General features: G+C 68.9%; 10 protein-coding genes. 4 read left to right on the forward strand and 6 right to left on the reverse strand.

The window, feature by feature from the left end:
• Positions 1 to 71 precede the first annotated feature (71 nt).
• From AC1DJ5_RS05495 to argB, 4 genes are all read right to left on the reverse strand, one after another.
• Positions 72 to 2,144, reverse strand: a complete 2,073-nt coding sequence (locus tag AC1DJ5_RS05495) for a S8 family peptidase (protein ID WP_477019934.1) — start codon at positions 2,142 to 2,144, stop codon at positions 72 to 74.
• Positions 2,145 to 2,463: 319 nt separating this feature from the next.
• Complete coding sequence (gene dapD, locus AC1DJ5_RS05500) at positions 2,464 to 3,333, reverse strand: 2,3,4,5-tetrahydropyridine-2,6-dicarboxylate N-succinyltransferase (protein WP_441454281.1); 870 nt, start codon at positions 3,331 to 3,333, stop codon at positions 2,464 to 2,466.
• A complete protein-coding gene (locus AC1DJ5_RS05505) occupies positions 3,330 to 4,037 on the reverse strand; it encodes a pyrimidine 5'-nucleotidase (protein WP_477019935.1) in 708 nt (235 codons plus the stop codon). Before AC1DJ5_RS05505 ends, dapD begins: the two co-directional genes overlap by 4 nt.
• Positions 4,037 to 4,966, reverse strand: coding sequence for an acetylglutamate kinase (gene argB / locus AC1DJ5_RS05510; protein ID WP_477019936.1), 930 nt, complete (start codon positions 4,964 to 4,966; stop codon positions 4,037 to 4,039). Before argB ends, AC1DJ5_RS05505 begins: the two co-directional genes overlap by 1 nt.
• Positions 4,967 to 5,040: 74 nt before the next feature.
• Between argB and AC1DJ5_RS05515 the strand changes: the two genes are divergently transcribed.
• Entirely contained in the window at positions 5,041 to 5,238 is a 198-nt protein-coding gene (locus AC1DJ5_RS05515) for a hypothetical protein (RefSeq protein WP_441454278.1), read from the forward strand.
• A 4-nt stretch (positions 5,239 to 5,242) separates the two neighbouring features.
• Here AC1DJ5_RS05515 and AC1DJ5_RS05520 read toward each other — a convergent pair whose 3' ends face one another.
• Positions 5,243 to 6,073, reverse strand: a complete 831-nt coding sequence (locus AC1DJ5_RS05520) for a sulfotransferase family protein (protein ID WP_477019937.1) — start codon at positions 6,071 to 6,073, stop codon at positions 5,243 to 5,245.
• A gap of 96 nt (positions 6,074 to 6,169) precedes the next feature.
• On the opposite strand from AC1DJ5_RS05520, the gene AC1DJ5_RS05525 reads away from it, so the two are divergent.
• The 3 genes from AC1DJ5_RS05525 (at position 6,170) to AC1DJ5_RS05535 (ending at position 10,400) form a co-directional block, all read left to right on the forward strand.
• Positions 6,170 to 8,380, forward strand: a complete 2,211-nt coding sequence (locus tag AC1DJ5_RS05525) for an AGE family epimerase/isomerase (protein ID WP_441454276.1) — start codon at positions 6,170 to 6,172, stop codon at positions 8,378 to 8,380.
• Positions 8,381 to 8,506: 126 nt separating this feature from the next.
• Positions 8,507 to 9,232: a class I SAM-dependent methyltransferase gene (locus AC1DJ5_RS05530; RefSeq protein WP_441454275.1), complete on the forward strand. Its 726-nt coding sequence runs from the start codon at positions 8,507 to 8,509 to the stop codon at positions 9,230 to 9,232.
• A gap of 10 nt (positions 9,233 to 9,242) precedes the next feature.
• Positions 9,243 to 10,400, forward strand: a complete 1,158-nt coding sequence (locus AC1DJ5_RS05535) for a methyltransferase domain-containing protein (protein WP_477019938.1) — start codon at positions 9,243 to 9,245, stop codon at positions 10,398 to 10,400.
• A 33-nt stretch (positions 10,401 to 10,433) separates the two neighbouring features.
• Here AC1DJ5_RS05535 and AC1DJ5_RS05540 read toward each other — a convergent pair whose 3' ends face one another.
• Positions 10,434 to 12,875, reverse strand: coding sequence for a glycosyltransferase family 4 protein (locus AC1DJ5_RS05540; RefSeq protein WP_477019939.1), 2,442 nt, complete (start codon positions 12,873 to 12,875; stop codon positions 10,434 to 10,436).
• Positions 12,876 to 12,971 lie beyond the last annotated feature (96 nt).

The raw sequence follows: 12,971 nt of genomic DNA on the forward strand, positions 1-12,971 counted from the left end.
CCTTCAAGGGCTGAGAACAGGAAAGGCCGGCGGAGCGATCCACCGGCCTTTCTCATGTCTGGATCAGCCGATCAGAAGCCGCGTCGCCAGCTGCCCAGCAGGGCGTAACCGGTCGGCGTGCCGGCGCGGTGCTGCTCGTCGCGGCTGGCCACGGCTTCCAGCTGCAGCACCGACCCGCCGGGCAGGGGGTGAAGGCTGCGGACGCTGAAATCGATCTGACGCCCCGACGGACTGGCCGAGAAGCGGCGCTCGGAGAAGGTGACGGGGTCGAAATACTCCAGCGGCACATCGGCCAGGAAGGCGCTGAAGGTCCCGCTCTCGATCCGCAGCGGCTGCGAGATTTCCCAGGTCAGACGGCTGCATCCGAGGGCCCAACTGGGGCAGTCCGATTGCAGGGCCATGCGCCAAGTCGAGCTGACGGCGACGCTCGACAGGCTCAAGAACCGGCCTTCGATCTCGGTGCGGCCAAAGCCCGCCTCGCCGCTCAGAACTAAGCCATGACCCAGGCCCAGGTCGCCGCCGAAAGCTGCGAAGCGCGTGCGCGACGGCAGGGCGAAGTCCGAACGGGTCGGCATATAGGCGCCCAGCGGCCCCATCTTCTCGTCCAGCGCCCCCATACTGAAGGATAGGCCGCCGTGTTCCCCGCGCCAGTCCAGGGCCGCGCGGGCGTAGGACGACACGTCCTGCTCGACAGATCGAAGGGGCGCGCGCCGGTCGCCCGCCCCGGTTTCGGCGCTGACGGTCAGGGGGCCGAAGCCCAGCCCGTCGAAGACCATGGCCCCGCGCACGGCGTGGTCGGCCTGGGCCAGGGCGGCGAAACCGTCGCCTGACCCGGTGCGGAAGGGCGAGCGCGACCCGCCCTTGCCCTGCCAGGCGGCGAACGACATCCGTCCGGCGGTGACGTCGAACAGGGCCTCCTGCTTGACCTCGTCGCCCAGCCAGGGGGCGTCGAAGGGGGTGTAGCGGTTCAGGATCGGCTCGGGCGTCTCGACCGGCACGGCGGCGACCAGCGACAGGCGCGCCCCGCCGGGACCGACCATCGACACCTGCGACTGGCGCATGGGCGTCGGATTTTCCGGCTGATAGCTGCGACGCGGGGCGATGCGATAGGCCGCGCCCATGTCGATGCGGAACAGCCGTTGGTATTCGTCATAGCCGATGGTGCTCAGCGTCCCGGTACGGCCCATGGCGTCGCCGAACGGCCCGCCGACATAGGCGCCCGGTTCGATGGCGACCCGGACGGCCGCGCCCGCCGCCTGAGGTGAAGAGGTGGTGCCCATCGGCTGGAAGGCCTTGGCGATGTCCAGCAGGCCGCGGCCATAGACCACGTCGGTTCCCGCGTCGCCCGCGTCGCGCGCGGTGCGCAGCAGGATGTCGGCCGCCTGGCGTCCGCTCAGATTGGGAAAGGCCTCCAGCAGCAGGGCCAGCGCCCCCGCCACGGCCGGCGAGGCGAAGGAGGTGCCGTTGACGCGCCAACAGCCGGTGTCCTCGCAGTCGACGACGACGCCGACGCCGGGGGCGGACAGGAACCAGGATTGGGACACGCCGGCGCGGTTAGAGAAGTCGGCGATCAGATTGTTTGAATCATGCGCGCCCGTGACGATGATGCCGCCGGCGAAGCGTGGGTCGCTGGCGTAGCGGCCCGGCCATTCCGGATTGGCGCCGGCCTCGTTGCCCGAGGCGATGGCGAAGATGGCCCCCGCGTTGATGGCGCGTTGCAACGCCGCCTCGAAGGCGAAGCCCAGCGTGCCCTCGCCGCCGAGCGACAGGTTGATGACCCGGGCGCCGTTGGCGACGGCGTAATCCAGCGCATTGGCCAGATCGGCCCCCCGGAAACAGACGGTGTTTTCGGGCTTGGTGCATTCACTGATGTCGGCGCGGATCGACAGGATGGTCGCGTTGAAGGCGATGCCGACCGTGCCGAAATTGTTGAACGGCGCCGCGATCACGCTGGAGACGCGCGTGCCGTGGGCGTCGGTCCCCTGGGGCTGGTTGCGCCCGCCGACGACGTCGGTGGAGCGCGGAGAGATGTTCACCGCCAGATCCTGGTGATCCAGTTTGATGCCGCTGTCGACCACGCCGACGGTGACGCCCCTGCCGGTTGCGCCCGTCTGCCAGGCGGCGATCGCCCCCGTGTTCGCCACGCCGTAGTTGCGCAGATATTCCGACGAGTTCGCGGACGGAATGGCTGGAGGCGGCGGAGGCGGCGGGGGAGGTGGAGGAGGTGGCGGCGGGGGAGGTGGTGTCACGACGCCGCCCCCCGTTCCTCCACCGCCGCCGCCCCCGCCGCAGGCGGCGAGGGGGAAGGCTAGAAGGCCGAGAACGCCGATCGAAACCGCTACTCTGCGCAGGCGCTGGTAAGCCACAGATCTCTCCCCAACTGAGGGAGGCATTAGGCCATAGTTCGCGGCCTTGGCGAGCCCGTTTCCGAGCTTGGCTGGAGCAGAATCGCCTTTTACGGTCCTAGTCGCGCAACAGTTCGTTCACGCCGGTCTTGGCCCGGGTCTGGGCGTCCACACGCTTGACGATCACGGCGCAATACAGCGACGGGCCGCCGTTCGGATCGGGCAGGGCGCCTGGCACCACGACGGAATAGGCCGGAACCTCGCCGCGGAAAATCTCGCCGGTGGCGCGGTCGACGATCTTGGTCGAGCCCGACAGATAGACGCCCATGGCCAGGACCGCGCCCTCGCGGACGATGACGCCCTCGGCCACCTCGGCGCGGGCGCCGATGAAGCAGCCGTCCTCGATGATGGTCGGGTTGGCCTGCAGCGGCTCCAGCACGCCGCCGATGCCGGCGCCGCCCGACAGGTGGACGTTCTTGCCGATCTGAGCGCAGGAGCCGACCGTGGCCCAGGCGTCGACCATCGAGCCTTCATCGACGAAGGCGCCGATGTTCACGAAGGAGGGCATCAGCACCACGTTCTTGGCGATGTGCGCGCCGCGGCGGACGACGGCGCCGGGCACCGAGCGGAAGCCGGCGGCCTGATAATCGGCGGCGCTCCAGTCGCCGAACTTGTTGGGCACCTTGTCCCAGAAGGGGCCGATGGCCGCCGGATGGTCCGCCGACAGCGGAAGGGTCGGGGCGTGCCCCGCACGCATGATCTGGTTGTCGTTGAGGCGGAAGGACAGCAGCACGGCCTTCTTCAGCCACTGATGCGTGGTCCAGACGCCGTCCTCGCCGCGCGTGGCGACGCGGGCCTGGCCGGAGTCGAGCAGGGCCAGGGCGGTGTCGACGGCGTCACGCGCCTCGCCACGCGTGGCGGCCGAGATTTCGGCGCGGCCATCCCAGGCGGCTTCGATCACGGCTTCGAGATGGGTCAGGTCGGTCATTGCGGGTCTCCGGCCAGCGAGGCGGTGGTCAGGAAGGGGCCGACGGTGGAGGCCCGATGGTGGATGTGCTCGCCCTCGGCCGTGAAGGCCTTGGGGCCGACCAGAACTGTGGTCATGCCGATGGCGTGGGCCGGCTCCAGGTTCTTGGGCGTGTCCTCGAAGAAGCAGGCGGTGGTCGGGTCGACGCCGAACCGGGTCAGCATCCTGTCGAAGGTGCGCGGGTCGGGCTTGGGGATCAGGTCGGCGTCTTCGAGGGCGAAGACGCCGTCGAAGAAGCGCGTCAGCTCCAGCCGTTCCATCACCCGCCGGGCGTGGCCGATCGAGCCATTGGTGAATATCAGGCGCGGGCCGCTCAGCCGCTCCAGCGCGGCGTGCAGGCCCGGATCGGGCGTCAGCACGTCCAGCGGCACGTCGTGAACCTCGGCCAGGAAGTCGTGCGGGTCGATCTGATAATGCTGCATCAGCCCGGCCAGGGACGTGCCGTAGTCGTGCAGATAGCCCTTCTGTATCGTCAGCGCCTCGTGCGCGGGCAGGCCCGAGGTGCGCACCACATAGGCGTTGATGCGCAGTTCGACCTGTTTCAGGAACTGGCTTTCCGGCGGATAGAGGGTGTTGTCGAGGTCGAACACCCAGGACCGGACGTGACGCAGGTCGGCCCCGATCTCGGTCGTCGCCGCCAGCGGCGAAGCCGTCGCACTTGACATCACTGGGCCTTCACCAAGGTGCCGGCCCCGAACTCGGTGAACAGTTCGACCAGCATGGCGTGGGGGCGGCGCCCGTCCAGGATGACCACGGCCTCGACGCCGGCACGGACGGCGGCCATGGCCGTCTCCAGCTTGGGGATCATGCCGCCGGTGGCGACGCCCGTGTCGATCAGGTCTTGCGCCTCTTCCAGCGTCATCTGGCGGATGATCTCGCCGTTGACGCCCTTGACCCCAGCCACGTCGGTCAGCAGCAGCATCCGCTTGGCGCCCAGCGATCCCGCGATGGCGCCCGCGACCGTGTCGGCGTTGACGTTAAAGGTCATGCCGTCTTCCGCGACCCCGATGGGGGCGATGACCGGGACCCAGTCCTCGGTCTCGGAGGCGATCAGCCCCTTGATCAGCTTGGGATCGACCTTGGTCGGTTCGCCGACGAAGCCCAGGTCGACCTCGTGCTCGATCATGCTGTCGGGATCGCGCTTGGTGCGCAGGGTCTTCTCGACCGTCAGCAGGCCGGCGTCCTTGCCCGACAGGCCGACGCCGCGCACGTCGGCTTCCTTGCCGGCGACGGTGATCCAGTGGGCGATCTCTTTGTTGACGGCGCCCGACAGGACCATCTCGGCCACCTGCATGGTGTCCTTGTCGGTCACGCGCAGGCCGTCGACGAAGGCCGATTTGACGCCCGCCTTGTCCAGCATGGCGCTGATCTGCGGGCCGCCGCCGTGGACCACCACGGGGTTCACGCCCATCAGCTTCAGCAGAACCACGTCGGCGGCGAATTGCTTGGCCACGGCGCTCTCGCCCATGGCGTGGCCGCCGTATTTGATGACCACGGTCTCGCGATCGTAAACCTGGATATAGGGCAGCGCTTCGGCGAGCGTCTTCGCCGTCTCCCAGCTGCGTTCCTCGGATTGCCGTTCAGTCTCTTTCATGATGGCCGCTCGATAGCGGCGAAGGGCGCGCGAGTCACGACGAAACCGGGGCGCCGCTGGGGCGTTTGGCCGTCATGAGCGCTTCCATTGACCCCACCGAGATCGACGACCGCGACCTGGGTCCGGTCGATCCGACCGATCCGGCTGCGCTGCAGCACCCGGACGCCACCCTCTGTCCCGAATGTCAGGGCGTCGGCGTTCTGCCCTCAGGCGAGACTTGTCCGGTCTGCGAAGGCACCGGCAAGGCGGTCGGCCGCACGGGCGGAGGCTGAAATTTCAGCGCGGCGCGTCGGCGAACAGGTCGCAAGCCTGCTCGAACGCCTGCCGGACCCCGTCGAGGTCGCGCTGAAGGTCGGGATGATCGCCGTCGCGCGCGGTCAGCAGCAGCAGTTGGTGGGCGCGCCGGATCGGGTCAGGCACGCGCTCGTCTGCGTTCTGACGTTTCAGCTCGGCGGACAGGAAGTCGTCGACCCGCGCCTCGGCTTCCGGGCTGCGGTCAAAGGCGACGCCGAGCTCGCGGCTCATCCGATTCGCCTGCCCGCGCCAGTCGGCGATGAAGTCCGACCAGGCCAGGAAGCGGCGCGGCTGGTAGCGGCTGGCCCGCTCGGCGTCGGACACGTGGCGCAGCCACAGCCGCAGGGCATGGCTGCGCGACATGGCGTTGCGCGCCATCAGCGACGCCGCCACCTCGGCCGGGGGGCGAAGCGGGCTGACCACAACGACGCGATAGCCGCTGTCCTCCAGCACGCCCCGCCAGAAACCGAACAGGCGGCAGATGCGTGGATCCTTGAGCACGATCAGTTCGGCGCCGCCGAACTCGGACTCCAGCTTGTCCGCCGCCTCGGCGCGGAAGGCCGGCAGGGCGTTGGCGACGGCCGCAAGGTCGAAACGGCGCCAGTCATGCCAGGACGAGCCGCCGGCCTGCAGCAGACGGTCGTTCAGCCCCGCCAGGACCTCGCTCTCCCAGAAGCCCTTGGGATTGTCCTCGGCGGGCCGCATCAGGGTCTGCGGCGCGCTGGCGCCCAGCAGGGCGAGGGCGCCGGCCACCGACGAGGTGCCGCTGCGGTGCATCCCCAGCACGACCAGAGCGGTCTTGTTCGCTTGCATCTGTCTGAATCCCCTCGCGGCCTTGTCGGTCTGTAACGGGCGCGTCACGATCATCATACCCTTCGCGAACGGCGCGTGACGCGTTAGACAGCCTCGATGGCTCTCTATCCTGTGATCATGTGCGGCGGCGCCGGCACCCGGCTCTGGCCCGCCTCGAGGCCGTCGCGCCCGAAACAGTTCATCCCGCTGGCCGGGAACCGGTCGCTGTTTCAGGAGACCGCCCTGCGCGTGGCGCCCCTGGCGGATCAGGGCGGACAACTGATCATCGTGGCCGGCGTGGCCCATCGCGAGTGGATTCTGGATCAGTTGGAAGAGGCGGGCCTGGAGGCCCAACTGCTGCTCGAGCCGGAGCCGCGCGATTCGGCGGCCGCCATGGCCGCCGCCGCCGCCTGGACCGAGAAGCGCGATCCCGACGGCATGCTGGCCTTTGTCGCCTCCGATCATCACATCCCCGATCAGGAGGCCTTTCGAGAGGCTGTGCTGGCGGCGGCGGACGGGGCGGCGGACGGCCGTATCGTCACCCTGGGGGTCAAGCCGGACGAACCGTCCTCGGCCTACGGTTATATCAAGCCGGCGGGCGTGGGGCTGTCGGCGGTCGAAGCCTTCCGCGAGAAGCCGGACCGAGGGACCGCCGAGGCCTACATCCGCTCGGGCTACCTGTGGAACAGCGGCAACTTCATCGTCTCGGCGCGCACTCTGATCGAGGAGCTCCGAGCCCTCGCGCCGGCGGTGGAGCAGGCGGCGCGCCGGGCGCTGGCGGACGTCGGCGGGACGGCGGTCGAGGTGCTGGGACCGGCGTTCTCTTCGGCGCCGAAGATCTCCATCGACTATGCCGTCATGGAGAAGACCCTTCGCGCGGCGGTTCTGGCGGTGGACTTCCGCTGGTCTGACCTGGGTGCCTGGGATTCCATCGCCGCCACCGGCGAAGGCGAATACGGGCAGCATATTCTGGAAGACGCCGAAGGCTGTCTGGTGCGCGCCCCTGAAGGGGTGCTGGTGGCGGCGCTCGGCGTGCGCAACCTGGCGATCATCGCCGAGAAGGACGCCATCCTGGTCTGCTCGCTCGGCCGCGCCCAGGAGGTGAAACGGGTGGTGGATCGGGTGCGCGGCGCCTCGCCGGCCCATCTCGATTTCCACGGCGCCGAACCCGAAGGTCTGGCCGCCGGCGCGCGGCGGCTGGGCGACTGGCTGCGGCTTCGCGCTCTGCCGGTGTGGGGAACGGTCGGTCAGGCGTCGGACGGCGGCTTCGCCGAAGCCCTGGCGCTGGATGGCCGGCCGGTGGCGGCGCCGCGTCGCGCCCGCGTGCAGACGCGTCAGGTTCATGTCTTCGCCGAGGCCGGGCTGCTCGGCTGGCAGGGCCCCTGGCGTCAGGCGGTCGAGCGGGGACTGGACCGTCTGGACGCGGTCTATCTTCGCCCGGACGGCCGGATGCGCACCATCCTGACGGCGGACAGCGCGCCGCTCGATGAAACGGCGATGGTCTATGATCAGGCCTTCCTGCTTCTGGCTTGGGCGTCGGCCCACGCCGCCGGCGTTCGCGACGATCTCGAGGCCCGGGCGGTCGCCCTGCGTGAGGCGCTGCTAGCGTCGGTCCAGGCCAACGGCGCCTTGGTCGAAGCGGGCCTGCATCCCCATCAGGCCAATGCTCATATGCATCTGCTGGAGGCCTGCCTGGCTTGGGCGGCGGTGGGCCAGGACGCTGGCTGGGCGACGACAGCGGACTGTCTGGTCAAGCTGACGCTGGACGTGTTCGTGGACGCCAAGGCGGGCTGCCTTCGTGAATTCTACAGAGCCGACTGGTCGCCCGCGGCCGGGGAGGACGGCGCCCTGGTCGAACCGGGGCACCAGTTCGAATGGGCCTGGCTTCTGGCCCGTCATGCGCGCGTGCGCGGCGCCGGCGCCGGCCTGCAGGCGGCGCGCCGGCTCTACGCCTTCGGCCTGAAGGGGGTGGAAAGCCGCGCCCAGGTGGCGATCGACGCCTTGAACGACGACGGCACCCGGCGCAGCCGCCGCGCCCGCCTGTGGCCGCAGACGGAATGGCTCAAGGCTGCCCTGATCCTGTCGGAGCACGAAGTCGGCGGCGAGCGGGCGGCGCGGCTGCGCGAGGCGGCGGCGGCCCAGCGCGCCCTGTGGCTTTATCTGACGCCGGAAGGGCTGTGGCGCGACAAGCGGCTGCCCAACGGAAAATTCATCGACGAACCCGCGCCGGCGAGCTCGATGTATCACGTCCTGGCCGCCTTCTCGCAGCTGAAGGACAGTCTTGGAGTGATCGAGCGGGACCATCCACCGCGACTGGATCTGGCTTAAAGGCGCGGCGACTCGCGGCTTGATCTGTCATTCTTCGACAGATAGGGCGGCGTCTGACTTATCGATTAGGCGCGCGGACCGATCGGGCGCGTGCGGATACTGAATACTGTTGCCGGAGGGCTTGTCATGAGTCTGCGCGAAACCGACGCCGACTGGATCGTTCTGGGCGAGGACGAGCCCTATCACGGCGTGCTGTCGCAGGAGAAATTCCTGCGCCGCAACCTGACGCCCGAGATCCTCGAGGAGTTCTGGGCCACGGGCGAGGAGGAGATCGCCTATCTGGCGCGGGTGCTGGAACAGCATTTCGGCGCCTTCGCCTCGAAGCGGGCGCTGGACTTCGGTTGCGGCGTCGGTCGGCTGACGCGGGCCCTGTCGCACCGGGCCGCGCATGTGACGGGCGTGGACATTTCCGCCGGGATGCTGGCCGAGGCGCGCCGGCATGATCTGGCCAACGTCGACTTCGTCATGGAGTTGAAGGATCAGACCTTCGACTGGATCAACACCATCATCGTCTTCCAGCACATCCCGCCGCAGCGCGGCTATGGCCTGTTCGAGGATCTGCTGCAGCGGCTGGAGCCTGGCGGCGTCGTCTCGGCGCAGTTCACCCTGTTCAAGGACCAGGCCTTCATCGCCCATGCCCTGTCGGGGGTTCAGGCGGCGATCTGGGACGGCGATACCCTGCGCGTCATGAAGCAGGAGGAGGCGGGGCCGGGCACCATGATGATGTTCGACTACGACCTGAACCGGATCATCGCCCTGTTGGTGGCCAACGGCGTCGAGCAGATGTTCCTGGAGCACACCAACCACGGTGGTTGCCACGGCGTGCGACTGTTCGCCCGCCGCGCGGCCTAGGGGCGCGGATATGTTGCGGAACCTCCTGTCCCGCCGCCGTCAGGGCGCCGAAGTCGAGGCGGCGGCGGCCTCGAGCGGCGCCGGGCGCGAGGCTGTCCGAAAGGACATCTTCGACTGCTACAACCGGTTTCTGGGCCGCGAGCCCGACGCCGCGGGGCTGGAGAGCTGGTCGTCCACCGTCGCAGAGGGCCTGTCCTTCGACGAACTGCGGGGCCGCTTCATCGGCAGCAGCGAGTTTCATGCGCGCCCGCCGGAGGCGAAGGCGGCGGCGCTGGCCTCGGTCTGGCCCGGCGATCCGCTGCGGTTCGCGCTCGACGAGATCGAGTCCGTCACCGCAGCCCTGCAGGTCGAGGGGTTCCGAGATCGCGTGACGGCCGGCGCCTTCATGCTGCCGGACGATTTCGACGCGACCCTGTCGCCGGATTCGCCGGAGTACGCCGCTCAGCAGCTGGCCTTGTGGCGCGTCGTCACCCAGCGGTCCGCCTATGATCCCGAGGTCGACGAGGACACGCCCGAGGTCGGCGCTCTGGACGCCATCTATCGTCCGGCCTTTTACAGCACCCAGGATCCTCTGGTCGCCGGCGAGCACCTTGTCGCCCTGGGCCATATGGTGAAGCTCAGCGGCCTGAAGCCTGGGGGGCGGGCGCTGGAGTATGGCGCTGGCTTCGGCCAGATCGCCCTGGCCTTCGCGCGTCTGGGGTTCAAGGTCGATACGGTCGACATCAACCGCAATTTCTCGGGCGCGGTGAACAAGGTGGCCGCGCATTTCCAGGTCGACCTGACGGCCCACGTCGACGCCTTCGGCTTCAATCCGGCCGGGGCGCCTGGCAGCTACGACCTGATCTATTTTTACGAGAGCTTCCACCACTGCCTGCAGTTCCGCGAGGTCCTGCCGCGCCTGCGCGACATCCTGAAGGACGGCGGGCGCATCCTGTTGGGCGGCGAGCCGGTCCTGCCGCACGATCATCCGCTCTTGCCCTATCCGTGGGGGCTGCGGCTGGACGGTGAATGCGTCTCCGTCATGCGCCAAAGGGGCTGGATGGAACTGGGCTTCCGCGAGGACTATCTGCTGAAGGTGTTCGCCGAGGCGGGCTTTGACGTGAGCAAGCACGAACTGCCGGGCTTCCACTACGCCACCGTCTACGTCGCCGAGAAGCGTCCGGACTGAGGCGGCGAGGGCGGCGCTCGCCGCCCGCCGTCGTCAGGCCGCGCCGGACGCCTCCGCCAGCTCAGGCAGCTGTTGCAGGGTCAGGGCCTCCATGAAGTCCGCGCGGGACTTCAGGTCGTCTGCTTGGCAGATCATGAAGCCGAAGACGCCCAAGCCGGCGACCCGGCGGTCGACGCCGTTAGTGTTGAGGGCGAAGTCCTCCTTGGCCTGGCCCTTCAGGCCGATGACGATCTCGCCCGCCGCATACTGGTCCGTGCGGATGTCGATGGAGAGCCAGCGCTCCTCCTTGGCGCGCAGGACGCCCTGACGGACGACCACGCCGCCGAAGGTGATCTGATAGGTCTGCTCGGCCTGGCTGAGCCCCTGCAGGCCGATGTAGAATTTGAGCGTTCCATCGGCCTGACCGAGGTTCAGCTTGAGCTGCGCGCCCTTGAGCTTGGTCCAGTTGCCCCAGTCGTCCGGTTGCCACCAGCCGTCGCCGCTGCGGAAGCGCTCGTTGGCCTCCATGCCGCGATGGATGGCCGTTTCGTTGACGCGCCGCAGCCAGTAGTAGCGTCCCAGCGTCGGGGCCGGGGCGACGAAGGCGGCTTCGGCGCGGTCGGCTGGGAACCACGCGATGAGCTGGCGGGTCATCTCCTCGCCCAGGTCGCGCCAGGGGCGAGGGGCGAAGTCGCTGGCGATGCGGGCCTCCAGCGCCTGTCGATAGGGCAGGTCGAACATCAGCCGGTCCAGCTTCTGGACGAAGTCGGCTTGATCGCCGGTGCGGAAATAGACGGCGAACTCGCCCCCGGCCTCGGGCAGGGAGGAGGCGTCCGACAGCAGGGCCGCCTTGCCGTAGCAGAAGGATTCCGTGACCGGCAGGCCCCAGCCCTCATAGGTGCTGGGATAGAGGGTGAAGGCCGAGCCGCGATACAGGTTGGCGAGATCGGGGTCGGAAACGCCCGAGACGATCGAAATCCGGGCGCGCAGTTCGGCGCTGGCCTCCAGCTTGGCGAAGACGGCGTCGTTCAGCCAGCCGCGATTGCCGACGCAGATCAGCCGCGCCACGCGGGCGGCGCCATGCTTCTGGATTAGCTCCTGCCAGGCCTTGAAGACGCTCAGGTGGTTCTTGCGCGACTCGATGGTCGAGACGAACAGGACGTATTCGCCCTCGACCAGGCCGTAGCGGCTCATGGTCTGGCGCATCGGCGCGGCGGCGAGGGGCTTGCGGAAGTCGGCGTCTAGGCGGACGACATGGACGGCTTCCGGCGCGACCGCGTGGCCCAGGCGCTCCGCCACGGCCAGCAGGTCCTTCTTGGACGCTTCCGAGTTGGTGAAGAAATGATCGGCATGGGCGAAGACGCCCAGCGCCCAGCTGATGAAGTCCTGGGTCAGTTCCTTGACGCAATGTTCGGGCGTCATGATCGGAATCATGTCGTGCACGAACGGGACGTACTGGATGCCGTAGAGGTCCTTGGCCTGGCGGACGTGCAGGAAATAGTTCTGCAGCCACCAGGACGTGCCCAGATTGATCAGGCAGGCCCCCTGGGGGAAGGCGAAGGCGGGCGAAAGGTCGCCGAGCACCTTCAGGTCGCGCACCGCCCGGGTCCAGGCGGCGTCGGTGACGTCCCCGCTCTGCAGCGACAGGTCGCACAGATGCAAGAACAGCTCCGGCGGCACCCCGACCCAGTGGTCGCGGTCGCGCGAGAAGCTGCAGACCGCCACGTCCACGTCGTCGCGCGGCGTGGCCAGCAGGGCGGAAATGACCTCGATCTGCACCCGCTGGATGCCGGTCGGCAGCCGCGCGGCGCCGAAATAGCCGACCAGGTCGGAGATATCGAAGACCAGATGGGTCCGGCCCGCGCCGGACGTCGTCTCGGTCGCGTCCCGCGTCAGCGTCTGGGCGGCTTCCACGCCCCGCTGCAGCGTCGCGATCAGAGCCTGGTTGTCTTCGCGCGTCTTGGCCTCGAGCCGGCGAAGCAGATCGTCCATCAGGGCGGTCAGGTCGCCGGCGGAGCTGGAGCGAGTGGGCAGGGCCGGCACGGCGACGGTGCGGCGGGCGACCGCCGAGGCGCGCGCCGTGTCGAACGCGACGCCCTGGCCGCCGAGCGACGTCAGTTCGTCCAGGGCGAAGGGCAGGTCGGGATCAAGCTCGGCGGCGCGCAGGAAGTTGTCGGCCGCCTGATCCAGCCGGCCCTGAAGTTTGCGCAGAAAGCCCAGCTGAAGGTGGGTGTCCGCCGCCTCCGGCGACAGGGACAGGGCTTTCAGATAGGCGGTTTCGGCGCCGTTCAGGTCGCCCGATTCCTTGCGGGCGTGGCCCAGCTGGACCCAGATGCCCATGCGCGCGGGATCCAGTTCGAGCGCCTTGCCGTAGGCGGCGGCCGCCGCCATCCAGCTGCGTTGGTCCCGCGCCGCGTCGCCGGCCGCGATCAGGCTCCGCACCTGCCCCTTGATTTGGGACTTCCGGGAGGTGCGGACGATGGACATCAGATTCATAGGCCGGACCAGATCCATGTTGGGCGAGACGAATAGCCGCTCCTTCCCGACTACGGTGACGCCAAGGGGCCTGTCAAATGCCGTGAAACGCGGGCG

It is taken from the genome of Brevundimonas sp. 01N35, assembly GCF_056399785.1.